The organism is Natrarchaeobaculum aegyptiacum (assembly GCF_002156705.1).
GTDB classification, from domain to species: Archaea; Halobacteriota; Halobacteria; order Halobacteriales; family Natrialbaceae; genus Natrarchaeobaculum; species Natrarchaeobaculum aegyptiacum.
Genome location: NZ_CP019893.1, coordinates 1,780,661 through 1,803,977 on the forward strand (window position 1 = coordinate 1,780,661; position 23,317 = coordinate 1,803,977).

Annotated in this window: 28 protein-coding genes; 14 read left to right on the forward strand and 14 right to left on the reverse strand. The window is 66.3% G+C overall.

The annotated features are described in order from the left end of the window. Positions 1-20: 20 nt before the first annotated feature. The gene (locus tag B1756_RS08790; RefSeq protein ID WP_086888206.1) at positions 21-668 is read right to left on the reverse strand and encodes a helix-turn-helix domain-containing protein; all 648 of its coding nucleotides are present in this window, start codon (positions 666-668) and stop codon (positions 21-23) included. Positions 669-813: 145 nt separating this feature from the next. Between B1756_RS08790 and B1756_RS08795 the strand changes: the two genes are divergently transcribed. From B1756_RS08795 to B1756_RS08815, 5 genes are all read left to right on the forward strand, one after another. Continuing rightward, the gene (locus B1756_RS08795; protein ID WP_228434550.1) at positions 814-1,041 is read left to right on the forward strand and encodes a hypothetical protein; all 228 of its coding nucleotides are present in this window, start codon (positions 814-816) and stop codon (positions 1,039-1,041) included. 58 nt (positions 1,042-1,099) lie between these two features. Further along, entirely contained in the window at positions 1,100-2,179 is a 1,080-nt protein-coding gene (locus B1756_RS08800) for an aminopeptidase (protein ID WP_086888208.1), read from the forward strand. Positions 2,180-2,323: 144 nt separating this feature from the next. Beyond that, positions 2,324-2,515, forward strand: a complete 192-nt coding sequence (locus B1756_RS08805; RefSeq protein ID WP_086888209.1) for a hypothetical protein — start codon at positions 2,324-2,326, stop codon at positions 2,513-2,515. A gap of 320 nt (positions 2,516-2,835) precedes the next feature. After that, complete coding sequence (locus tag B1756_RS08810) at positions 2,836-3,258, forward strand: universal stress protein (protein WP_086888210.1); 423 nt, start codon at positions 2,836-2,838, stop codon at positions 3,256-3,258. A 274-nt stretch (positions 3,259-3,532) separates the two neighbouring features. Beyond that, entirely contained in the window at positions 3,533-4,099 is a 567-nt protein-coding gene (locus tag B1756_RS08815) for a DoxX family protein (protein WP_086888211.1), read from the forward strand. Positions 4,100-4,109: 10 nt separating this feature from the next. Here the strand turns inward: B1756_RS08815 and B1756_RS08820 are convergent, their stop codons facing one another. From B1756_RS08820 to B1756_RS08835, 4 genes are all read right to left on the reverse strand, one after another. Continuing rightward, entirely contained in the window at positions 4,110-4,619 is a 510-nt protein-coding gene (locus tag B1756_RS08820) for a cupredoxin domain-containing protein (protein ID WP_086888212.1), read from the reverse strand. 97 nt (positions 4,620-4,716) lie between these two features. After that, positions 4,717-5,418: an alpha/beta hydrolase gene (locus B1756_RS08825; RefSeq protein ID WP_086890109.1), complete on the reverse strand. Its 702-nt coding sequence runs from the start codon at positions 5,416-5,418 to the stop codon at positions 4,717-4,719. Between the two features lie 26 nt (positions 5,419-5,444). Next, entirely contained in the window at positions 5,445-6,059 is a 615-nt protein-coding gene (locus B1756_RS08830) for a VOC family protein (RefSeq protein ID WP_086888213.1), read from the reverse strand. Positions 6,060-6,197: 138 nt separating this feature from the next. Beyond that, complete coding sequence (locus tag B1756_RS08835; protein ID WP_086888214.1) at positions 6,198-6,809, reverse strand: NAD(P)/FAD-dependent oxidoreductase; 612 nt, start codon at positions 6,807-6,809, stop codon at positions 6,198-6,200. Between the two features lie 493 nt (positions 6,810-7,302). Here B1756_RS08835 and B1756_RS08840 point away from each other — a divergent pair, with 493 nt between their 5' ends. The 4 genes from B1756_RS08840 (at position 7,303) to B1756_RS08855 (ending at position 10,086) form a co-directional block, all read left to right on the forward strand. Then, complete coding sequence (locus B1756_RS08840) at positions 7,303-8,493, forward strand: glutamate-cysteine ligase family protein (protein ID WP_086888215.1); 1,191 nt, start codon at positions 7,303-7,305, stop codon at positions 8,491-8,493. 60 nt (positions 8,494-8,553) lie between these two features. Further along, the gene (locus tag B1756_RS08845) at positions 8,554-9,309 is read left to right on the forward strand and encodes a uracil-DNA glycosylase (protein WP_228434552.1); all 756 of its coding nucleotides are present in this window, start codon (positions 8,554-8,556) and stop codon (positions 9,307-9,309) included. A gap of 32 nt (positions 9,310-9,341) precedes the next feature. Next, on the forward strand, positions 9,342-9,761 hold the full coding sequence (locus B1756_RS08850) for an HIT family protein (protein WP_086888217.1): 420 nt from the start codon (positions 9,342-9,344) through the stop codon (positions 9,759-9,761). Between the two features lie 70 nt (positions 9,762-9,831). Next, positions 9,832-10,086, forward strand: a complete 255-nt coding sequence (locus B1756_RS08855; protein ID WP_086888218.1) for a hypothetical protein — start codon at positions 9,832-9,834, stop codon at positions 10,084-10,086. Positions 10,087-10,095: 9 nt separating this feature from the next. On the opposite strand, the gene B1756_RS08860 is transcribed toward B1756_RS08855, so the two are convergent. The 5 genes from B1756_RS08860 to B1756_RS08880 form a co-directional block, all read right to left on the reverse strand. After that, positions 10,096-10,416, reverse strand: a complete 321-nt coding sequence (locus tag B1756_RS08860) for a GNAT family N-acetyltransferase (RefSeq protein ID WP_228434553.1) — start codon at positions 10,414-10,416, stop codon at positions 10,096-10,098. 15 nt (positions 10,417-10,431) lie between these two features. Further along, positions 10,432-11,430 (reverse strand): A24 family peptidase, encoded by a 999-nt coding sequence (locus B1756_RS08865; protein WP_086888219.1) that lies wholly within the window; start codon positions 11,428-11,430, stop codon positions 10,432-10,434. Positions 11,431-11,630: 200 nt separating this feature from the next. Then, positions 11,631-12,020 (reverse strand): ferredoxin Fer, encoded by a 390-nt coding sequence (gene fer, locus B1756_RS08870; RefSeq protein ID WP_086888220.1) that lies wholly within the window; start codon positions 12,018-12,020, stop codon positions 11,631-11,633. Between the two features lie 244 nt (positions 12,021-12,264). Beyond that, positions 12,265-13,476 carry an inorganic phosphate transporter gene (locus B1756_RS08875; RefSeq protein WP_086890110.1) on the reverse strand — a complete coding sequence of 404 codons (1,212 nt, stop codon included), beginning with the start codon at positions 13,474-13,476 and terminating at the stop codon, positions 12,265-12,267. 62 nt (positions 13,477-13,538) lie between these two features. Continuing rightward, positions 13,539-14,435, reverse strand: coding sequence for a DMT family transporter (locus B1756_RS08880; RefSeq protein WP_086888221.1), 897 nt, complete (start codon positions 14,433-14,435; stop codon positions 13,539-13,541). Between the two features lie 135 nt (positions 14,436-14,570). Here B1756_RS08880 and B1756_RS08885 point away from each other — a divergent pair, with 135 nt between their 5' ends. Further along, on the forward strand, positions 14,571-15,938 hold the full coding sequence (locus B1756_RS08885) for a mechanosensitive ion channel family protein (protein WP_228434555.1): 1,368 nt from the start codon (positions 14,571-14,573) through the stop codon (positions 15,936-15,938). A 33-nt stretch (positions 15,939-15,971) separates the two neighbouring features. Continuing rightward, positions 15,972-16,622 carry a phosphoserine phosphatase SerB gene (serB, locus tag B1756_RS08890; protein ID WP_086888222.1) on the forward strand — a complete coding sequence of 217 codons (651 nt, stop codon included), beginning with the start codon at positions 15,972-15,974 and terminating at the stop codon, positions 16,620-16,622. Positions 16,623-16,634: 12 nt separating this feature from the next. On the opposite strand, the gene B1756_RS08895 is transcribed toward serB, so the two are convergent. Beyond that, positions 16,635-17,636 (reverse strand): hypothetical protein, encoded by a 1,002-nt coding sequence (locus B1756_RS08895; RefSeq protein WP_086888223.1) that lies wholly within the window; start codon positions 17,634-17,636, stop codon positions 16,635-16,637. Positions 17,637-17,819: 183 nt separating this feature from the next. Here B1756_RS08895 and B1756_RS08900 point away from each other — a divergent pair, with 183 nt between their 5' ends. Together B1756_RS08900 and B1756_RS19860 are read left to right on the forward strand one after the other, a co-directional pair. After that, a complete protein-coding gene (locus tag B1756_RS08900) occupies positions 17,820-18,179 on the forward strand; it encodes a hypothetical protein (protein ID WP_086888224.1) in 360 nt (119 codons plus the stop codon). Between the two features lie 121 nt (positions 18,180-18,300). Further along, positions 18,301-18,927, forward strand: coding sequence for a zinc ribbon domain-containing protein (locus B1756_RS19860; RefSeq protein WP_228434557.1), 627 nt, complete (start codon positions 18,301-18,303; stop codon positions 18,925-18,927). Positions 18,928-18,956: 29 nt separating this feature from the next. Here the strand turns inward: B1756_RS19860 and metX are convergent, their stop codons facing one another. The 3 genes from metX to B1756_RS08920 all read right to left on the reverse strand — a co-directional run bounded on the left by metX (position 18,957) and on the right by B1756_RS08920 (position 21,848). Further along, positions 18,957-20,162 (reverse strand): homoserine O-acetyltransferase MetX, encoded by a 1,206-nt coding sequence (gene metX / locus B1756_RS08910; RefSeq protein WP_086888225.1) that lies wholly within the window; start codon positions 20,160-20,162, stop codon positions 18,957-18,959. Next, the gene (locus tag B1756_RS08915; protein ID WP_086888226.1) at positions 20,162-21,487 is read right to left on the reverse strand and encodes an O-acetylhomoserine aminocarboxypropyltransferase/cysteine synthase family protein; all 1,326 of its coding nucleotides are present in this window, start codon (positions 21,485-21,487) and stop codon (positions 20,162-20,164) included. Before B1756_RS08915 ends, metX begins: the two co-directional genes overlap by 1 nt. A gap of 115 nt (positions 21,488-21,602) precedes the next feature. After that, positions 21,603-21,848 carry a zinc-ribbon domain-containing protein gene (locus B1756_RS08920; RefSeq protein WP_228434560.1) on the reverse strand — a complete coding sequence of 82 codons (246 nt, stop codon included), beginning with the start codon at positions 21,846-21,848 and terminating at the stop codon, positions 21,603-21,605. 140 nt (positions 21,849-21,988) lie between these two features. Between B1756_RS08920 and B1756_RS08925 the strand changes: the two genes are divergently transcribed. Then, positions 21,989-23,299: a glycosyltransferase family 87 protein gene (locus B1756_RS08925; protein ID WP_228434562.1), complete on the forward strand. Its 1,311-nt coding sequence runs from the start codon at positions 21,989-21,991 to the stop codon at positions 23,297-23,299. Positions 23,300-23,317: the final 18 nt, after the last annotated feature.

Sequence of the window (23,317 nt, forward strand, 5' to 3'; positions counted from 1 at the left end):
AGGAGCGGTCGAGACCCCACTCACCGGGTGTCCTCGAGCACGCGTTCGACAGCGGCGGCCTCGCCCCGCCGGAGGAGTTCGGAGGCCGTCGAGACCGCACAGTCGAGTTCGTCGGCGACCGCTTCGATGCCGTTTCGCCGCGGAACTTCGTAGAACCCCAGCTCTCGTGCGACCTCGAGTGCGGCCAGTTGGCGATCGGAGACGGGCGCTCCCGAGACCGTCACGCTGTCGCTCGCCCACAGGACGTCGACCGTCACGCCGTCGGCCACTCGCTCGAATACGCGCGTCAAATCCGACGGGTGCCCGACGATGGTCAGCCGGATCGTCCGGTCCGAGCGCACCTCGATCGGTGGTACGACGACGACGGTCTCCTGGGCCAGCGCGTCGAGCAGCGACAGCCCCTCGGCCTCGAGTTCTCGTCGGAGATAACAGAAGAAGCCGTCCTCGGCCGGCGTCACGTCGTACTCGCGGACGGTCTCGAGGCGCTCGAGGATTGATTCGTAGGCTGTGGCGTCGCCGTAAACGAACGAGGTGATCGTCTCGACGCCGTCGACCGACTGTCCGCCGAGGATCACCTCCCGGTCGATCGCCGGGGCGTCACAGATCGCCGCGTGGATTGGCGCGAGCGTCTCCGCGTCGTGTGTGAGGGAGACGCAGGCAGATTTCATCGGGCCGACAGACGGCCCCACTCCGGATAAATCCCTGCCAGTCTGTTCTGCCACCTCCTCGCGCCTCAATCGTTTTGGCGGTGGCCCACCGTCACGAACCTGTGCTCCGAATCCGCCCCGTTCGGTCCCGTGACCGGGTGGTATCGTGACCGGCGAGGACCGCCTCGAGTCCGCCACCACCGGCGCGCGTCGGCTCGTGTCCGTTCTCCGGCTCGTCGCCGTCGCGCTGGTGGTCGTCGGCTTCGTCGGCTGGCTCGTCGACCACGACGGTGAGGTCGTCCTCGAGTCGCCGTACACGCTCGCGTTCGGGGTGGGGGTCGCGTGTGCACTGGTGGCGATCTACCTCGGCGTCTTTCTGGCGAACCGGGGGTGATGGCGCTCGGGTGTGGTGATTCGAAAACGGTATCCGCCCGCTCACACTCCTGTGGCACATGGACCCACGCATTCGCGAACACGCCGAGGTCATCGCGAACCACTCGGTCGACCTGCAGCCGGGGGACAACGTCGTGATCGACGCCCACCCGGTCGCCGAGGACCTCGTCGTCGCACTCCACGAGGTCGCAGGCGACGTCGGTGCCAATCCAGTCACGACGAGCCAGCGCACGGGTAAGCGCCAGCAGCGGGCATATCTCCGGGCCGCAGATGGCGATTTCGACACGCCCGCCCACGAGCAGGCGCTCATCGAGGAAACCGACGTCTACATCGCCATCCGCGCCAGCGACAACGTGACCCAGACCAGCGACGTCGATCCCGAGACCAGCGCGGCCTACCAGCAGGCCCAGCGGCCAATTCTCGAGGAGCGACTCTCCAAGCGCTGGTGTCTCACGCAGTACCCCGCACCGGCGAACGCCCAGCTGGCGGAGATGAGCACCGAGGCCTACGAGAACTTCGTCTGGGACGCCGTCAACAAAGACTGGGACGCCCAGCGCGCCCACCAGGCGAACATGGTCGAGATCATGGACCCGGCCGAGGAGATCCGCATCGTCAGTGGCGACACGACGGACGTCACGATGTCGATCGACGGCAACCCGACGCGCAACGATTACGGCGAGCACAACCTCCCCGGCGGCGAGGTCTTCACCGCCCCACAGCCCGACAGCGTCGAGGGTGAGGTGCTGTTCGACCTGCCGCTGTACCATCAGGGACGAGAGATCACGGACGTCTACCTCGAGTTCGAAGGTGGCGAAGTCGTCTCCCATTCGGCGGGGAAGAACGAGGAGGTGCTCACCGAGGTCCTCGATACCGACGACGGTGCCCGCCGACTGGGCGAACTCGGCATCGGGATGAACCGCGACATCGACCAGTTCACCTACAACATGCTGTTCGACGAGAAGATGGGCGATACGGTTCACATGGCGGTCGGCCGGGCCTACGACGACACCGTCGGCGAGGGCAACGTCGCGAACGATTCGGCCGTCCACGTCGACATGATCGTCGACATGAGCGACGATTCGTTCATCGAGGTCGACGGCGAGGTTGTCCAGGAAGACGGGACGTTCGTCTTCGAGTAGCGAGCGCTGAGCAGCGCGAAGCTCTCGGAATACCGAGCGGCGAAGCCGCGAGGAGAGCGAGGACTTCGCTTCCCTCTGCTCATTCGGTCGACCACCAGCCCGGAAATCGCGACTGATACAACCCTCGAGTTCCCACGCTCGCGTATGTCCTGTCAGTTTCGAGACCCGGGCAGCGGCGACCTGTGCGCGAGCGAGGCGACGCGCGTGCTGACGGTGTACTTCCCGGAGCGCCAGAAGCAGACGGTCGATCTCTACTGTGACGAACACGCCGAGACGATGGCAGCGGAGTACGAGGGCGACCCGAACCGGCAGTTGATCGCGAATACCGAGGCCTGACGGCAGTCGTCGTCACGCCGATACGACGCGGGCCGACGAACCACGGCCTCGAGGGCCGAAACGGCCGACCCGAGCGACTTGCCGGTCGTGAGTGAGGTGAGTGCCACGAGCGACTTGCCGGTCGTGAGTGAGGTGAGTGCCACGAGCGACTTGCCGGTCGTGAGTGAGGTGAGTGCCACGAGAGACGGTGGCTGGCCGTGAGTCGGGTGATGGTCACAGGAGACGGTGGCTGGCCGTGAGTCGGGTGATGGTCACAGGAGACGGTGGCTGATCGTGGGAGTCACGACTGGCTTTAAGCGTCCGCGACCGAAACGTTGGGTATGGCAATACTCGTCGCGTACGACGGTTCTGAACCCGCACAGAAAGCGGCCACGCACGCGTTCCAGCGCTATTCCGACGAGGAGATCGTCCTCTTGCGGGTCGTCGAAGCGGCCGACGGTTCGACCGGTGCCGGCATCGAACTCGCGAAAGAGTATCTCGCCGATCGGCGGGAAGCGGCTTCCGAAGACGTCGTCGAGGAAGTCGCCGACCTCGCTGGCGCGACCGAAGCAGACTACCGGACCGAGGTCGCCGTGGGGAACCCCGCTCGAGAGATCGTTTCCTTCGCGGAAGACGACGAGGAGGAGATCGAACACATCGTGATCGGAAACCACGGTCGTTCCGGCGTCTCGAGGGTGTTGCTCGGGAGCGTCGCCGAGAAGGTGGTTCGTCGCTCCCCCGTTCCGGTCACGGTCGTTCGGTGACCGCCCTCGCGAGTGCCACCGGTGCGCCGTGGACCGTACCTGACCGGCATCGTCCCACGGTTGTGTCTGCTGATCGATACCAAACGTCGACGACTTCAAACTGCCGTCTTCTTCAGAAAATACTTCCTTTTCGATAGGTCTAAATTATGTTGTGGTGTGTTGTACTTGCCGTATGTCCTGTCATCCGGGAACCGGTTTCGATACATTTCATAGAGTGGAAATTACGATCTGTCTTATCAGTCTCTGGTGTCAGGTACGAAAGTAGACACCAACGATGGCAACGAAACCTGTGGAACGAACGCTGGATGCGGAACTGTTTGGACGATCGATTACGTTCGACTACTCGGAGACGTGGGTGGGCTACTCGCTGCTCTCGCTGCGGCTGGTGATGGCGTACGTGTTCCTCTCGGCGGGAATTTCGAAGCTCTTCGACCCCGAGTGGACGGCAGAGGGATATCTCGTGCATGCGCTGCCGGAGGGGAATCCGTTCGCTCCCTTCTTCGCGGTGATGGCCGACGGCTGGCTGTGGCTGGTCGACCCCCTGAACGTCTGGGGACAGGTGCTCATCGGCATCGCACTGCTCGTCGGTGGCTTCGTCCGGCTGGCTGCGTTCGGTGGTGCCCTGATGATGCTCCTCTACTGGCTCACACAGTTTGAGGGGGGTCTGGCAGCCGGTCTCCCGGTCGAAAACGGCTACATCGTCACCTACCACCTCGTCTACGCGCTCATCATCTTCGGCATCGCCGCCTTCGGTGCTGGCCGAATCTTCGGCATCGACGCGAAACTCGAGCAGACCGACGTCGTCAGGCAGAACCCGGCGCTCAGGTTCCTCCTCGGGTAAGAACTGCCGGTCAGGGCGTGTGGACGACCACGTCCCCGACCTGTCCTTCCTGCATGTGCTCACAGCGGTAGGTTGCGATCGACGGAACGGCTTCGAACGTCAGCGTCTCGGTGGCTCCTTCGACGTCGGTCCCGTCGGTGGTGTACTCCCGGACGACGTCGCGGTCTGCGTCCCAGAGAGCGACGTTGTGGTGGATTCCGTCGCGATTTTCCCACGTGAGATCGTACTCCCGACCCTCGAGTAGCACCAGCGTCGGGTTCTCGACCCGGTCGATCGCCGGCGGCTCGACGCCGACCCAGCCGCCGACCCACCCCTCGAGTCGGATCGTCTCGACGTCGCGCCAGGCCTCGCGGTCGGTCTCACCCTCGAGGGAGTCGGCGGTGTCCACGACGGGCTCGGGTTCCGCGGGTTCGTCGTCGGCCCGGTCGAGACAGCCGGCGAGGGCCACGGCGGCCCCGCCGCTGGCCGCGAGACCCGCGAACCGTGAGAGAAATCGGCGTCGCCCGCGAGTCGTGTCCATCGGCTCATCGTACGCGTCGTAGCGACAAAAACGACCGTTCAGCCCGATCTGACGGTTCGGCCCCGTGACCGGTCACTTCTCAGCAACGTGTCGGCTCTCAGCCGTCCTCGAGCAGCGCCGCGACCATTCCCGCGACGACGTCGAGTTCGTCTTCGTTGACGCCGTGGCCCATCTCCTCGTAGAGGCGGGTGGTGACGTCGGCCTCGAGCGCCTCGAGCACGTCGGCGGTCTCGTGGACGCGTTCGACCGGGATGTGCGGGTCGACGTCGCTACAGCCGAGGAACGCGGGGGTCCCCTCGAGTCGGTCGTCGGCCGCGAGGTACTCGTCGGGGTCGACCGACTCGCCGATCAGGCCGCCGCTCAGGGCCGCGAGGCCGCCGTAGCGCCGGGGGTTGCGTGCGACGAACTCGCTCGCGAGACAGCCACCCTGCGAGAAGCCGACGAGCAGGACGCGGTCGGTCGGAATCCCGGCGTCACCAGCCCGCTCGAGGGCGTTTGCGATCGCCCGCAGGCCGGAGGTTCGTCCCGGTTCGTTCGCCTCGACGGGGGCGAGAAAGGAATTTGGGTACCAGGTATTGCGCGCTGCTTGTGGTGCGAGCAGGGCCACCCCGTCACGATGGACTTCCTGACCGAGCTGGACGATACTCCGGGCGGTCGCACCCCGTCCGTGCGTGAGGACGATCGCTGCGTCGGCCTCCTCGAGTGGGGTTCCACCCGAAACGAGGGGCTGGTTCTGGTGTGGACCGTCGACGTCCGGGACGGCGAACGACGGTGCACTATCGTCGGACTGCGCGCCTATGGACCCGTCCGGTTCGTCTGGACTCGTCACTCGAGACCACCGACGCCCGTGCTGGCGTCGGGCAGGTCGTGTTCGACGAGTTCGAGACCGAGTTCCTCGATCGCACCCCGGAGGTGCTCGTCTTTGGCGTACTCGGCACCGTCTTCCTCCCGGAGTTGCTGGGCTTTGGCCAGTACGTCACCGCGGCGGTCGTCTGGAATGTCGTACTTGTCGGTCGAGAGTTCGATCACGAGGCCGTTGTTGTCCCGGGTGTAGATCGAGTGGAAGATCCCGCGGTCGAAGACGTTGTAGTGGTGGCCGGCGTCCTCGAGTGCTTGCATGGTGTCCTCGTAGTCGTCGGGGTCGACGCTGAAACAGAGGTGGTGGACGGCACCGACGCCGCCGCGCTGGCCGCGTGCGGAGGGCCGGTCGCCGACGAAGAACGTGAGGATGCGGCCGTCGCCGGTGTCGAAGAAGAGGTGCGTTTGCGAGGGATCGTCGAGGTTTGGCTGGCGGAGTACCAGTGGCATCCCGAGCAGGTCGCGGTAGAATTCGATGGTGTCCTCGGCGTTGCTCCCCCAGATGGTGATGTGGTCGGTTCCGGTCGTGTTGACGGGGCTATCCGGCAGGTCGGGCGTGACGGGAATGGTGTCGTCGGACATCGTAGTGGGTCCTGAATCGTGGTGGTCGTCGAATGTGGTCGGTCGCTGTCGTGTGCTATCGCGTCTCTATGTCTCTGAGTCGGTCGCCGAGTGACCGGCCGCGGTTCGAGACACTGAAAGAGAGGAGATGGTCGCGGCTTACTCGGCGACGTGCTCGCCGAAGACGCGTGCTGCGTCGTCGGGGACGTCGAAGTCGTGGTAGTACTCGCCTTTCTCGGTCGAGAGGATGTTCAGCGCGGCGGCCGCGCCGTCGCCGACGGCGATGGCGGCCTGCCACTCCTCGGGACGGACCATCGCGCCGGTCGCGTAGACGCCGTCGACGCTGGTCTCCATGTCGACGTCGACGTCGACCACTTCCTCGTCGGTGAACGCACAGCCGAGTTCTTCTGCGATGTCGCGGTTGGCACCGGTCGCGAGGATCACGTAGTCGGCTTCGTAGCTGTCCTCTTCGGTCTCGACGACGAAGCCGTCGCCGGCCTCCTCGACGCTCGTCACTTCCTCACCCTGTCGGCGATCGACGCCGAAGTCGTCGACCTGCTGGCGGGCGGTCGCCATGAACTCGCTGCCGCCGACCGAGCCGATGCCGAGATAGTTGAACAGGTGGGCCTTGTGCATCCACGTCTCGTCAGCGTCGAACACCGTCGTCTCGAGGCCGTTCTTCTGGGTGAAGAGGGCGGCACTCAGGCCGGCCGGGCCGCCGCCGACGACGATAATCGATGCGTCCAGCGCTGATTCGTCACTGTCGCTCATGTGCAGTCTCACGTTGGTTCCGCAGGAGTATCAATGCGCCAGCAACCCTGGCACAACCACGTGACACCCGTGTCAGTGGTCTCGAGTGCCGGAGCAACTCTCGGCGTCTCGTGAGCGATCGTCACGTCGACCACCGGCGTCCGACCGCGCCGCTCGAGTGGCGTCGAGACGACACTGACGGTTCGCCTGTAGTCTCGCGGCACTCGCGTTCGGGTCGTTCACTGGCTATCCGTTCGATACCCGTGCCGGCGCACGCAGGCTCAATAGCTTCGCCGTGGACCTTCCTAACCCGTTTACTGAGTGGGGACCCGCCGTCGTGCGGTTGACGCCGTCGGCGGACGTCCCACTGCGGTGACTGACTCGCCGTTGTGCCGCCCGGTCGCCGGACCAGCGTCGGCGACCGATCGCCGTCGGAGACGCCGACGGTGGTGAATCGCGACCGGAACTGCGACCTCGGTCACAACCAGCGACGTCCAACACCACGGAGTTACCAATGAACGTAAGCCTCGAGGTGGAGTACTGGGTCGTCGACGACGACGGCGATCTGGTCCCGCCCGACACCCTGCTCGACGTCTCCGAGCAGGTCGACCAGGAGTTCGTCGAGCCGATGATCGAACTGAAAACGACGCCGTGTGCGTCGACGGCCGCGCTTCGAACGGAGTTTCGATCGCTCCTCGAGACGGTCGTCGACGCCGCCAGCGACCACGACAGGCACCTCGTTCCGCTCGCGACGCCGTTGACTACCGATCCGCGAGCGGTCACCTGCCGCGACAAGCGTGCGACGGACCTGCAACAGCAGATCGTCGGCCCGACGTTCGACGACGCCCGGGTCTGTGCGGGGACCCATATCCACGTCGAACAGGCCGACGACGAGTCGGCCGTCGCCGACCAGCTCAACGCGCTGACGGCGATCGACCCCGCGTTCGCGCTGGTGACGAGTTCCTCTCACTACCGCGGCGAACCGCTCGTCGAGTGCGCCAGACCCTACCTCTACCGGCGGTCCTGTTACGGAGCCTGCCCCGAACAGGGTCAGCTCTGGCCGTACGTCGACAGCGTCGACGAATGGGAAGCCCGCCTCGAGTGCTCCTACGTGAACTTCCGGGAGCGTGCACTCGAGCGCGGCGTCGACCCCGACGAGTTCGACGAGACGTTCGATCCCTACGAGGCGGTCTGGACGCCCGTGCGGCTGCGCAAGGCGATGCCCACCGTCGAGTGGCGCTCGCCCGACGTGGCCTTGCCGAGTCAACTGTTCGACCTTGTGGAGGCGGTGGCGGACATCGCCGAACGCGCCGCGACGCAGGGGACCGTCGTCGACGGTGACTCGAGGGCGACCCGCGAAACGGCGTTCGTCCACGACGAGGACGCGATCGGCGACGTCAGGCCTGCCTCGAGTGCTGCCCAGCGCGGCCGCCCGGGTCGACCCGGTGGCGACGAGACGGAGCCAGTCGGGCTCCCGGACTTCGAGACCGTCGAGGCGACTACCGACGAGGCGATCACCGACGGGCTCGAGTCCCGACAGGTGCGACGATACCTCGACGAGATGGGCGTGACTCCCTCCCGGTTCGAGCCGCTGGTCTCCCGACTGCCCGACACCCGGCTGACCGACCGCCGGGCGAAACGCTACCGGCTCGAGGCTGCCTCGTGGCTCGAGGCGGAGGTCAGTCGCCACCGGGCGCGTGCCTGACGACTCCCCGTTTCGATCCAGATCGAGGCCGTTTTCACCGACCGCGTCGTCCCCTCGAGCGTGTCGTCCGATCCGTCCCCGGACTCCGAAGAGCCGCTATTTCCCGACTCGAGACACGTCCTCGAGCCTGACTGCGAGCGCTGTCCGGCGCTCGCCGAGTCCCGTGAGTGCATCTCGTGGGGCACTGGCTCGCTCGAGGCGTCGGTCCTGGTCGTCGGCGAGGCCCCGGGCTACGGCAATCCGGATGCCGACCGCTGGCAGGGCGGCAACTGGACCGGCAAGGCCTACACTTCGAGACACTCCGGGCGGCGCATCCGCCGGATGCTCGCCGACCTCGGGTACGACGACGCCTACTATACGAACGCGGTGAAGTGTTTTCCGGCGGAGGAGCCACCACGTGCCTCGCGTGCGACCGGGGAAGGGAGTGACCTGCGAGCCACCGATCTGGACGAGCCGACGACCAATCGCGAGCCGACTCCCGAGGAGCGCGAGGCCTGCCGTCGACACCTGCTGACCGAACTCGAGACCGTCGACCCCGACGCCGTCGTCGCGACGGGGAAACACGCGACGGCCTCGCTCCTCGCGGCCGAGGGCCGGGAACTCGATGGCTTTCTGGAGACGGTGCTCGAACCGGTCGCGTGTGAACGCCTCGAGACGTGGCTCGTGCCTGTTTTGCACCCGTCGTATCAGGACGTCTGGATCGATCGGCTGGGGTACGATCCGGAGTCCTACCTGACGGCGATCGGTGCAGCGATCGCAGAGTGCCGTGAGGCCCCGATCGACGCGGCCATCGACCGGGAGCGCCCGCTCGAGTAACCTTCTTGGGGTGAGCGGACACACGTCCGCCCATGAGTTCGATCTTCAGCCAGATCGTCGCGGGCGAGATTCCCGCGCGCGTCGTGTACCAAGACGAGACGACGATGGCCTTTCTCGACGCCAACCCGCTATCGCCGGGACACACGCTGGTGATCCCGAAAGACGAGTACGAACGGCTGAACGACGTCCCCGCCGACGTCGCGACCGAGTTCTACGATACCATCCACCGGCTCGTCCCCGCCGTCGAGGAGGCTGTCGACGCCGACGCCTCGACCGTCGCGTTCAACAACGGCGAGGCCGCCGGTCAGGAGGTCCCCCACGTCCACTGCCACATCGTCCCCCGCTTTTCCGACGACAGCGGCGGCCCCATCCACGCCGCGATGGGTGGCTTCGCCGACCTCGAGGACGACGATCTCGACGAGATCGCCGAGGAAATCGAGTCTCGAGCCTGATGGTGGGGGCAACGGGGTCGGTCGGTACCGCCACCGTGAGCGTTTAGTCACCACCGCGTGAGTACCGCGTATGGCTGGTCTCCTCGCACAATTTCGCGAGTATCCCGTCGCGACCACGCTCGAGGTCGGGAGCGTGGTCGTCTGCATCGTCCTGTTCGTCGGGACGCTGGGGCTGCTCGCGCTCGGGCCGCCGGTCGTCCCCGGCACCGATACAGGGCCCGCGACCGGAACGGCGACGACCCCGTGGCTCGCCCTCGTCGGCGTCGGCGCGGCGTTCGTCCTGTTCTGGACCGCCCTCGTACCGCTGTACGAACGCCTTCGCTAGCGCTGCAGCTCAGCGCGACCGCCGCATGCAGGTGGCGCTCGAGGGGCACAGGTCGGCGAACTCGGTCGTGTTTCGGATCGCGTCGGGGGCGTCTGCGCGATCGATCTCGTCGTAGCCGCGGGCCGCGAAGAAGTCGACGGCAGTGGTGGTAAGCAGGTAGAGCGCGTCGACGGTCGCGACGAAGAATTGCGCCTTTTCGAGCGTACGTCCGCCGTCGGCAGGCTGTTCTCCGCGAGCAGGGTCTCGACGTACGACAGCGCGCCGTCGGCTGGTTCGAGAGTCACAGCCGGTTCGGTCACGCGCTACGGTACGACGAGGAGGGACGTACATCCGGTCACTATCGGCTCAGAGAAGGATGCCGACCAGCAGGTCGCCGTAGGTGAAGGCGACGACCATCCCGGCAAAGACGGGCACGAGAAACGGCGTACCGGGGGAAATCCAGACCCGTTCGCTGGTGGTGAGCACCTCGAGTCCCTCGCGCAACTCCTCGGGAGTCGTCCCGTACGCGGTGTGGTCGATGTCCTCGAGGAAGGCGTCGGCTCCCCAGGGGTCGTCGTAGTCGGCGTCCTCGCTTTCGGTGTGGTTGGACTCGAGCGCTTCGCCGCCGTCGTGTCGCACGTCGGCGGTGACCGCGCCGTCGGTTGGCGGGTTGGGCTCCTCGGGCAGGGTCGCCGGATTGCGGTAGGTGTCCGGGGCCTCGCGGACGTCCTCGAGGGTCAGCCCGCGCCAGCGGAGGTACATCCGGAGAGCGTCCAGATCCAGGCCGCCGCGGCCCCGGGAGACGCCGTCGGTGCGCTCGAGTAGTCGGCCGTGGGTGGTGGGGATGCGGTCGACGTTGATCGGCCAGCCGACGAACGAGACGAGGCCGACGCGACCGGCGAGGGCGTTTCGCAGGGCCAGTGCGACGGGGATGAGGATTCCGACGAGGACGGCGTTCGTGAGGATCGTAAAGGAGAACGCGCCGATCGGCGGGGGAGAGGCCGGCAGGGTTACCCCGCCGACGGCGTACTGCGGGATCGTCGGGAACAGGAGCGCGAGCACCATCAGGGCCTTGGCGTCGGCGCCGCCGAAGCCGCCGACCCACCAGAAGAGGTAGGCGATAGGGACGACGAAGCCCACGCTGATCGCCGCCGGGAGCAGGAACTCGTGAGTCCAGACCGTTCCGCCAGCGTTCTGCGCGAGCCAGCCGTCCCAGACGAGCAGGACGCCGCCGAGCAGGGCGAGTGGAATCCAGACGTCACTCGAGACGCGACGCGTCCGGATGTCGAGGACGGCGATCCAGGCGAACACCGGGAGCGCGATCAGTCGAAGCAGGTCCGGCGTTGACGCGAACGCGAGAGTCACGTCCTCTGCTGGGAATCCGGGTACCGTTATCCTTTCGGCACCGCTCGACGCCGCTCGTCACTGCGGCGTGGTGTTGCTCCCACGGTGGGTCCACGACGTGTTCACGGTGGATCGTCCCACCTCGAGTCCGGATACTGCGTCTGCTGGTCCCGGGGTTCCGGGTGGCCACGAAAAAGTGTGCAGTGATCGCTGCTCGCGTCTTAGATGACGCGGTTCTGCAGGTAGTCGAGGTGCTTTGCGTTGTACACGATCTTGACCTCGTCGGTCTCAGCGGAGCCGATGCAGGTCAGGCGGACGTTCTTCTCGTCGACTTCCTCGTCCGAGAGGATCTGCTGCATGTCCATCTCGATCTCACCGTCGACGACGATCGCGGCGCAGTTCGCACACGCACCGGCGCGGCACGAGAAGGGCCAGTCGAAGCCCTGGGCCTCGGCGGCCTCGAGGATGTACTCCCCTTCGGCGACCTCGAGCGTCCCGTAGTCTTCCTCGTCCAGACCTTCGTCGGCGGCCGTCTCGAAGACGTCCTCGTCGTAAATGTCCCAGCCGTTGTCGTCCACTACTTCGTAGTTGAGGTATTCTACCGTGGGCATCACCTTGGGGGTTCACGTCCCGTACTGGTATAGCTTGCTGTTCGATCCATAATGGTTTTTGACCGAGAATCGTCCAGTTCGACGGAAAGAACGTCCACGTTCGTTATGTTCGCGCGGCAAAATGCGGATGAAAACTGACGAACGACTCGAGTTCAGCGGGCAACTCGAAGATATTGCCACGATCGGGTGCCCGCGGGGTGCTGGGACCGCAGACGGCGTCGAGTGGACGTGAGCCGACTCGCACTCAGAAGCCGAACACGGGGACGAACCGGAACGTGAGGTAGGCGCCGATCGTCGCCAGTACGGGGACGAAGTTCTGGATGAGGATGACCCGGGCAGTGGTCGACGGATCGAACAGCTGGGACGCCCGTGGAATGTCTGTGGGCTCTTCTTCACCGATCTCGGGTACTGTTTCACCCTCTTTTTCTGCGGTGAGTGCGCCGACAGAGACCGCGGCCTCCTCCCGACCGCGAACGGCGTCGGAGACGGTCGTCGTCCGGGTCGCTCGACCCCACCCGAGGCCGATGATGCTCATCGTCGCGACGATCACCAGTTGCACGGGAATGCCGATCGCCGACAGCACGGTGACGATCGTCGCAGAGACGGTCATGACGACGACGGCGGCCGTCAGCGGCAGGTTCGTGATGTCGTTGCCCATCGTCTCGAGCGTCCGGCGGGCGATGGTGAACGCGCCGATTGTGACGGCGACGCCGGCGATGATGACGCCCCACTCCATGTTCGAGAACGTGGCGAGGACGCCCGCCTCGAACTCGAGTGCACCGCTGCCGACGAGTGGCGCGACCGCGTTGGCGACGTTGCTCGCGCCGGAGCTAAAGGCCATGTAACAGCCGATGGCGACGACGATGAGCGAGCCGGTGAGTTCGCGTCGGTCGGTTCCGTCGGCGGCGCTCACGCGTGGGAACGTTCCGGACCGGTCGACCACCCAGAGGTGGGTCTCACGGCGGGAGATAGCGACCCACTCGTTGATCGTCGGGTAGAAGTACCGGCCGATCACGCCGCTGATCCAGAAGGCGACGATCGGCGCGACGACCCACCAGGAGACGACTTCACCCATCGTCGCCCAGTTCAGGGTTCCCGTGGCCAGTCCGAGGCCAGCGATGGCCCCGACCGCAGTCATCGAGGTCGACGCCGGCACGCCGAAGAGGTTCCCGAAGAAGAGCGCAAAGCCGATGAAAAACAGGATTGCGATCCCCGTCTCGAGCGTCATGAACCCCTCTTCGGCGATGAGGTCCTCACCGAGCGTCTCGACGACCGCGGGGCCAATCAGCCAGCCCCCGAGGAAGAAGAAAATCGACATCAACACTGCTGCCCCAAGCGTCGAGAGGACCTGGGCACCGACGGCAGGGCCGAAGGAGACGCCCGTCGTCGCACCACCGATGTTGTAGCCGACGAAGACGGCCACGAGAATTCCCACGATGAGCAGTACTTCTGTCACACCGTCACGGTACATCGGTCGATCCCATAAGACCGTCTGTTTCTCGCTCGTCTAGCCCTCGTCTAGAGCGTGATCAACACGGCACCGACCACGACCAGCACGGCCCCGCCGATCACCCCCCGGGTGACCCGCTCTACGTCCCGGAGGAAGACGGCGGCGAACAGCAGGGTGAAAAACGGTGCCGTCGCGACGAGCGGATCGACGATGGCGATTCGTCCCGCCTCGAGTCCCAGCGCGGCCATCAGCGAGAACATCGCGACAGTCGTGAGTACGCCGCTGACGACGAAGTAGCGGTAAGACGCCCGCGGCTTCGTGAGCGTCTCGCGACCCCCGACGGTGGCGACGTACGCCAGGAGCGCGACCAGCCCCGCGGTCTCGTTGATCGCGACGGCCTCGAGCGCCGAGAGGGGCGTCTCGAGCATACCGTACCGGCGGGCGACGTTGGCGACGGCGAAGGTGGCCGCGGCGGCGATGGGCCACAGCAGGTCGCGGGCGGTCCACCCCTCGAGGTCGCCGCCCTGTGAGAACGTCAGGATGGCGAGGCCGGCGACGAGGATCACGACGCCGAGGCCGGTCACCGGGCCGACGGGTTCGCCGAGGGCGGCGAGGGCGATCAGCGTGGCGAACAGCGGGCGGGTGCTGAGGATCGTGCTGTTGAGGCTCGCGCCGACGCGGTCGACGCCGACGAAGATGGTGATTCGACCGATCGCCGTCCCGACGACGCCCGCGAACGCGAAGACGACGAGCGCCTCGAGCGTCAGGCCCGTAAACGCCGCGGTCCCGAAGAGTGCGACGATCGCGAGCCAGTAGAGTACGGAGTCGACGCAGACGACGACCAGCGAGGCCTGGACGGCCCCGCCACCGGCAGCCATCCCGCGCTTGTCGAAGATGGGCGCGAGCCCCCAGAGGATCGCGGGGACGAGCGCGAGCGCGACGACCTCGAGGGTGGCGGTGGTCACGTATCGACAGTGTCTCCGGATGCCGCGTGAACGTTGCGGTGTCGGTGATCGTCCGGATTCGCGAAAGACGAACCGTGACACGCGCTCCCTCGAGACCGGAAGTATATAGTCCTCGGTTCGAAACGCGGTATTCAGATGCTGTCTGCCGTGATCGCGTGGGTCTGGACCGTCGGTCTCTCACAGGTGTTCCTCCAGTCGACGGATTCGACGGACGTGACGGACGCGGCAGACTCGACGAACGCGACGAATACGTCGGGAACGACAGACGCGACGAATACGTCGGGAACGACAGACGCGGCCGACCCGTCGGGCTCGTTCCTCGCGGACGTGATGGTCGGCCTCGAGCAGAACTGGCTCGACGTCGCGGTCGTCGTCGGCGGTGCGATCGTGCTGGCGTGGGCGATTCGGCTCGGAAGCAGATACTACCTCGGGCAGGAACGCACCGAGACGTCGTTCGGACAGGCGGCGTTCGAGGAAGTACACACGCCGCTTTCGATCTCCATCGTCCTCGTCGGCATCGGCTCCGGCCTGCTGACGCTCGGGTTGTCCGACGCGCCGCCGGTGATCCCGGAACTCATCGCGTCGGTGCTGGTCGTCCTCTGGGCGCGCGCGGCGATCCGGATCGGGCGGCGCTGGATTGCACTCCTGCAGAACGGGGAGACCAGCTACGAGTTCGCCCCGATGTTCGAGAACCTCTGGACGCTCACCGTCTCTCTCGGTGCCGTCCTGTTGCTGGTCTCGATCTGGGATCTCGAGCTCACGCCCTTCCTCGCGTCGGCGGGGATCGCCGGCATCGTCCTCGGGTTCGCCGCCCAGGACGCAATCGGGAACCTGATCGGTGGTGTCGCGCTCTACTTCGACAACACGTACAAGATCGGCGACGTGATCCACGTCGAAGACGACATGCGCGGGACGGTCACCGACGTCGGCATCCGGAGCACGACTGTCCTGACCGAGGACAACGTGCTCGTGACCGTCCCGAACGCCGTCCTGAACTCCACCGAGGTGGTCAACGAGAGTGCGCCCCAGCGGCACATGCGCCTGCGAATCCCCATCTCCGCGGCCTACGGCACCGATCACGAACTGGTCGAGGAACTGGTTCTCGAGGTCTGCGAGGAGTGTTCACTCGTCCGCGAACGACCCTCGCCAAAGTTGCTGTTCCTCGAGTTCGGTGACTCGGCACTCGAGTTCGAACTCCGGGTGTACGTCAACCACCCGCTGGTCGAGAAGCGCGCGATCGATCAGGTCAACCGCGGCGTCTACGAGGCCTTCGACGAGGCCGGGATCACGATCCCGTTCCCCCAGCGCGAACTCTCATTCCTCGAGGACGACGACCCTCGAGAGTTCCAGTTCAGCGAGCGGCCCGGAGACGAGTCCGGCGGCGCGGATGGGGCGAACGACTCGAGCGAGTCGGCCTCGAGCAGTTCGGGTGGGAGGGCGGACTCGAGCGACCGAGACGAGGACGCCGGTTCCCGTGCGACGGCGGCCGACGACGAAACATGAACTGGTTTATTCGGGGGGCGACAACCGGAGGCCATGACAGTCGTCGCGTTCGATTTCGACGGAACGCTCTCTGACTCCGAGATGACCGTGTTGCTCGGCAAGCGGTGTGGCGCGGCCGACGAGATGGCCGAGATCACCGAGCGAGCGATGAACGACGAGATCGGCTACGCCGAGAGCCTGCGCTCGCGAGCGGCCCTGCTCGAGGGCCTGTCAGCCGAGGAAGCCGACGCGGCCTTCGACGAGGTCGAACTCCGGCCCGGTGCGGCCGACCTGATCGAGGAACTCAACGTGGCTGGCGTGACGACGGCGATCCTCACCGGCGGCTTCGAATGCGGCGTTGCGGCCGCTCTCGAGGCCGAGGGCGCGAGCGTCGATCACATCGTCTCCAACCGCCTCCCACGGAGCGAGGACGGGAGCGAACTGACCGGCGACGTCGAGGGGCCGCTCATCGAGGGCACCAAGGACGACGCACTCGAGACCCTCGCCGACGAGGTCGGCGTCACGCTCGCAGAGTGTGTGGCTGTCGGCGACGGTGCGAACGACCTGCCGATGCTGAAGGTGGCGGGCCGAGCGATCGGCTTCGACCCGAAGCCGGCGGTCGAGCCCCACTGCGACGTGGTCGTCACCTCGATGGCGGAGGCACGCGAGGTGCTGGTCGACGACGGCGTACTCGCCGAAGCCTGACGTCTGGATTCGTTAGAACTGTTCTGCGACCTCTGGTGCGTACGTCTCGGGGGCGACGTCGACCACCCGCTCGTCGTGTAGCGTGTGCATGAAGAACGCGTCCGTGACGTAGTGATCGGAAAGCGGCGCGCGGGCGACCACGTCGACGGTTACGGGCGAGGCCTCGCCCTCGTGGAGGTGGACGGTGAAGTTGTGGGCGTTCAGCCCGAGTGAGCCGTAGTAGGTGAGGACGTTCTCGAGTCCGCGTGCGAGGTCCGCGACGACGTCGTCGTCGGGCGCGGGGAGTCCGGTGACGTCCGCGACGCCGACGACGTGCCAGTGGTGACGCGGGGCGAAGGGTGCGACCCACTCGACGTCCCCGGTCGCCCCGACGTACCGTTCCCCGCCGCGTTCGGCCTCGAGCAGGTCGTCCCAGTACGACTGGCCGTTCGTCTCGAGATACTCACGATCGGCGGTGACCCGGCGACGCGTCTCGTTGGTCCCGTGGTCGTCGACGATCGCCTGCATGTGCGGGTGGACGACGCTGCTCCCCGACGACGGCAGCAGGTTCATGTTGATCGACGCGAACGCCGGCGAGGCGTGCTCGGAGACGGCGTGGACGTACTCGAGGGCGTTCGCGAGACCGTCCCCGAGTACCGATGCGGAAAACTCCTCGATGGGGAGGAAGTGGTCTTCGGTCAGTACGACGACGTTCGCGTGTTCGGCGTACGGAAAGAGGTTGGGGAACGAGACGGAGTCGCCGACCTCGAGTCGGTCTGCGTCGACGAACTCGGGATACTCCGGCGTGGCGTCGTGGACCATGTCGGGACAGAAGAAACAGCCGTCTGCGTCGGTCACCGACGCAGGAAGGTCCGGGCGCTCGTCTGCCCCGGGGAAGACCTGCTCGACGATCCGGGTCTGCTGGCCCGTCAGCGGATCCTCGCGAAATTCGATCTCGACGGTGTCCTCCTCGAAGTCGACCATCGGGCTGTCGAACCGCGCTTCGTCCGTGTGTGCCGTGAACTCGAGTCCCATGCGAATCCGATTCGTCGACCGACGCCAAAAGCGCTCGGCCCGGTTCGACGGCGAGACGCCGAGGGCGGCGTCGCTGTGTGTGGCGCGCCGTCCGGCAAACAGTCACCAGACCCTGAAAATCACCGATTACGGGGTCTGTGATACCGAGAGAGTTATTTACTCAGTAGCGAGTAACTGATTACGATGATGTGGCAAGACCTCGTATTCATGGTTGGAAGTGGCCTCTCGATCGTGTTTCTGGCTCCAACGCTGCGCGATGCAAGTGCCCGGGTCCCGCTCGGAACGAGCCTCCCGTCGATGGGGATCGGTATCGTCTACGCGGCGACGTTCTTCACGCTCGGGATGACGTTTTCGGCCGCTGGATCGTTCGCCGCCGGCACGATGTGGGCCCTGATCGCGCTAATTCGCTCGCCCGCGACGCCTACCGTGATTCGGAACACCGACCTCTCGCTGGTGGCTCGAGACGCGCGCGTCTGGTTCTCCCGACTCGGCTCGAGTGAAGTACCAACGGAGCAGTACGTCGTCGATGGCTCGCGACGATAACCGGAGTGCCGATTTCTCTTCCTCGTGAGTGACCGTCTTCAGTGGATCCCAGACTGCCGGTTCGTCCCCGAAGATATCAGCTGGCAACAAGATATATAGGATCGGCTGACACTGTGCCGGCATGGAATCGAACGACCCGTCGGAGCCGATGCCGACGGACCGCGGGGAGGGGGGCACAGCCGAAACCGGCGACAGTAACGACGCAGCCACCGTCCCGGGCGAGTCGACCGACGGTGACGAACCAGCCGACTCGATCCCCGGAGACGTGCCCGGCAGGCCAGCGGGGACGCCGGACGAGTCGTCCGCCGGTGGAGCAGACGCCGCGAGTGACGCGGCTTCGACCGACGGACCCGCTGGCGGAACCGAGTCCCCGGTCGAGGAACACTCCGGCGAGACGACTACCGTCGCTTCGCAGTCGGACCTCGCTCCCGACGAGCAGTACTGTTACAGCTGCGGGGCAGTGATCAAGCGCGAAGCCGTCATCTGCCCGGAGTGTGGGGTCAGTCAGGAGCAATCGTCCTCGAGCGACGGGGACCCGGGCGTGGCCGCGTTGCTCTCGGCCGTCGGATTCATCTTCCCGATCGCCGCGGGAGCCGGCCAGATCTACAACGGCCAGATTGGTAAGGGCATCCTCTTCAGTCTCGTCCAGTTCGTCAACTTCTTCCTGGTCTTCCTGTTCATCGGGTTCATCACCTACCCGCTGGTTGGCATCTGGACGATCTACGACGCCTACCAGAACGCGCAGTAGCGACTCGTTTCCTGTCCCTGTCCGGACACTCAGTCCGAAAAGAGGCTGGTGTGGACGGGTGCGAACGAGGAGTGTTCCTCGTCGTCGGGTGCGGTGTCGGTGATGCTCCGCCCCTCGAGGCCCTCGCCGAGTAAGGCAGACAGCGGCGGGCCGACCTTTTCCGGTTCGACGAGGAAGGCGTCGTGGCCGTGGTCGGATTCGACGACGTGGTGGGCGACGTCGACGTCGGCCTCGCGGGCGGCCTCGGCCACCGACTCTGACTGCTCGACGGTGAAGTGCCAGTCGCCGGTAAACGAGAGCAAGAGGAGTTCACCCTCGAACGCCGCGAGCGCGTCGGCGTCTCCCTCGTAGCCCGCCGAGAGGTCGTAGTCGTCCATCGCCCGTGTCAGGTAGAGGTAGCTGTTGGCGTCGAACCGGTCGACGAACTTCTCGGCCTGGTAGTCGAGGTAGGACTCGACCTCCCGGTACGGGAAGAACGCGGCTGCAGGGTCCGGGGGTTCGTCCCGGACGGTCTCTCGGCCTGCCGACCGCCGACCGAATTTCCGGGTCATCGAGGCCTTCGAGAGGTACATGATGTGGCCAATCTGTCTCGCGCGTGCGAGCCCTTCGGTCGGCTCCGGGCCGCCGTAGTAGTGTCCACCGTTCCAGTTGGGATCGCTGGTGATCGCCCGGCGGGCGACGGTGTCGAGACCCAGACACTGGGGATCGAGTCGGGCGGCGGCGGCGACGACAGCGGCCCGTTCGACGTCGTCGGGATAGCGCTGGAGCCAGTCCAAGACGTTCATCCCGCCGACGCTGCCGCCGACGACGGCGTGGAGACGACCGACGCCGAGTTCGTCGAGCAACTGGCGCTGGGCGCGCGTCCAGTCCCCGACGGTCACCGGCGGGAAGTCGGTGCCGTACGGCTCGCCCGTCTCGGGGTTCTCGCTCGCGGGACCGGTCGTGCCGTAACACGACCCCGGAACGTTCGCACAGACGACGAAGTACTCGGTGGTGTCGACTGCCTTCCCGGGACCGACGACGTCGCCCCACCACGCCCGGGCCTGTCCGGCGGTGTCGTCGCCAGCGTCCGGTCGGCGCGCGACGTGGGCGCTCCCGGTCAGGGCGTGGCAAATGAGGACGGCGTTGTCGCCCGTAAACTCGCCGTAGGTCTCGTAGGCGACCTCGAGGTTCGGTATCGTCTCTCCACAGAGGAATTTGAACTCCCCGAGGTCGAGGGTGTCTCTGGTCGTCATCAGTGGCACACCTCCTGTCGACACGCCGTTTCGATCGCCTGCGATATGTCTGCCAGGATATCTGCGGGGTCCTCGATGCCGACGGACATCCGGATCAGGTCCTCGGTGACGCCTGCCTCCTCGCGCTCTTCGGGCGTCAACTGCCCATGGGTCGTGCTCGCGGGATGGATGACGAGCGTCTTCGCGTCGCCGATGTTCGCGAGGAACGAGGCGAGATCGACGTGCTCACAAAAGCGCTTGCCGGCTTCGAACCCCTCCTCGAGTCCGAAGGCGACCATGCCGCCGTAATCGTCGAGGTACCGCGTCGCGTTCTCGTGAGTCGGGTGGGACTCGAGGCCGGGGTGGGTGACCCAGGCGACGTGGTCGTGGTCGTCGAGGTAGTCGGCGACGATGGCGGCGTTCTCGCAGTGTTTCTCGACGCGCAGGGGGAGCGATTCGATCCCCTGGAGGGTCTGCCAGGCGTCGAACGGCGACTGCTGGTTGCCGAGGCTGCGAAGCGAGCGGTAACGAACGGCGGCGGCGAAGGGAGCCTCGGGGAAGTCACGCGAAAAGTCGGTATCTGGGTAGGCGTGGTTCTGGCCGGCGATCTCCTCGTAGCCGTGCTCGCCCCACGGGAAGTCGCCGCCGTCGACGAGGACCCCGCCGACGGTGGTCCCGGAGCCGTGGAGCCACTTCGTCGTCGACTCCCAGACGACGTCCGCGCCGTACTCGAGCGGCCGGCAAAGGGCTGGCGTCGCGAACGTATTGTCGACGACGAGGGGGACCCCGTTTTCGTGGGCGATCTCGGCGATTCGCTCGAAGTCCGGCGTGACGAGCGACGGGTTACCGATCGTCTCGACGTGGACGAACGCGGTGTCCTCGTCGATCGCCTCGCGATACTTCTCGTACTCGAGGGTCGAGACGAACCGGGCCTCGATGTCCCGGCGGGCGGCGGTCTTCGAGAGATACGCGCTCGTCCCGCCGTAGGTGTCCGTCGAACAGACCACGTTCTCCCCCGCTTTCGCGAGGACGAGCGTGGCCGCGTCGAGTGCGGCCAGCCCGCTCGCGGTCGCGACCGCGTCCGCGCCACCCTCGAGGTCGGCGAGGCGCTTCTCTAGCGTTCTGACCGTGGGATTGGCGATTCGAGAGTAGATGTATCCGTCGGCCTCGAGCGCGTAGCGATCGGCGGCGGTGTCGGCGTCCTCGAAGACGTAGGAGGTGGTCTGGTGGATCGGCGGGGCCATCGCGCCGGTGGCCGGATCGGGGGATTGGCCGGCGTGGACGCTGCGCGTTCCGAACTCGTGGTCGGAACGACCGTCGGTCCCGTCGCTCGCGTCGTCGCTCATGTTTAGTACTCATACTACGCCGGGCACTTATGCGCGTCAGTAACGGCAAAAACCGCAGGCGATCCGGCACGATCACACGGTATCGGCTGACGGCGCGTCGATACGCAGCCGCTCCCTAGATCGAGAGTCGGTTCCCACAGTGAGGGCAGTGGACCATCCCGCCCGTGCCGAGCATGTACGCCTTGCTACAGCGTGGACAGGGGCCGGCGACGAGCACGCCCGCTTCGCGCGCAAGCCCCGTGAGCGTTCGCTCGAGGACGCGCTGGCTCTCCTCGAGTGCGGCGAGGCGTTCGTGGACCGTCCGCCGTGATGAGGGCTCCCTCCGGGGTGGCAGCGTCGGCCGGGGTGGCGACGAATCCATGCCGAACAACAGGCCTCGAGCGAGAATAAACCCCTTTGCAGGGGATCTGGACACTCTCCGGCCCGGATACCTCTCTCGACACAGCGGACCGGCGGTCGAATCGCTACACTCACTTACCGCCGGAAGAAACCCACGCGAGCGTGACCAGTTCGCCACCCGCGAGAGGTGCTCGAGCCGTCCTCGCGACCGGGATCGTCCTCGGCGTCGCGATGCTCGTGAGCATGGCTGCAACGCGCTCGCACATGCTCGCGGCCAACTTCGAGGTGTACCGCGTCGCCGCCGAAGCCGTCCTCGCGGGCGAGGACTTTTACGCCGTCGCTCCCGACCGGTTCCCCGACTTCTACTACCTCTATCCGCCGATCACGGTTCTCACGTTCCTCCCGTTCGCCGCCGTCGGCCTCTGGACCGGTTTCGCCATCCACACCCTCCTCGAGGTCGCCGTCGGCCTCGCGCTCGCGTGGGTGATCGTCCGCTGGATCGAGCGCGAGCGATCGCTCGAGCGGCTCGATTACGCGCTGATCGCGGGCTTCGTCGTCGGTTCGATCCACACCGTCCCCTCGCTCGTCTACGGGCAGGTCAACCTCCGGATGGCCCTGCTCGTCGCGGTGGGACTGTGGCTGCTCGAGCGGTCACACACCGTCGAGTCCTCGCCGCTGTCTCACTCACACGAGCCGGGCGCGCGACTCGAGTTCCTGGCCGGGGTCGCTCTCGCGGGTGCGGCCCTGCTCAAGGTCTTCCCGGCTGCGATCGGCGTCCTGTTACTGCACCTGCGCGCCTGGCGTGCGGTCGCCGGCGCGCTCGTGACCGGGCTCGGCGGTCTCGCCCTCGGCGCTTTGCTCTTCGGTGCGGGACGCACTCGACAGTTCTTCGTCGACGTGCTCTTCCCCCGCACCGACGACGAGGCGTTCGTCGGCGGCCTCGAGCCGTCTGCGGCCTACGTCACCGTCCGGCGGCCCATCTCCGTCCTCACGCCCGAGATCGAGCCGACGCTGTACACCGTCTTCGCCCTCGCCGTTCTCGCGCCGCCGGTCGCCTACGTCTACACCGACCTCGAGACGTCCACCGACCGGCTGGTCGCCGCCCACGCGACGCTGGTCGCGATCTTCGTCTTCTTCCCCTCCTATCCGCTCTACTACCCCATCGTCTTCGCCACGCTCGTTCCGGCTCTCTACCTCGTCGTCGACCCGCTCGCCCGGTGGTTGCTCGTCGCCGGTGCCCTGCTCGCCAACGTCGTCCTCATGGGACCGACCCTCGAGTCGGTCGTGCTCGCCGCGCCACCCGCGATCGGCGGCCCGCTCGAGACGGTCGGGTTCGCCGTCCTCACGGTCGCGTCGCCGGTCCTGCTGGGCTGTCTGGTAATGGTCGCTGGCTGCGTCGTCTACCGGTATCGTCGGTCACGAGGGATCGCTGACGGTGATCGGTCCGGTCGCTCGAGACGAACGAGTTCTTAGCCCCCCGGTTCCAACGAC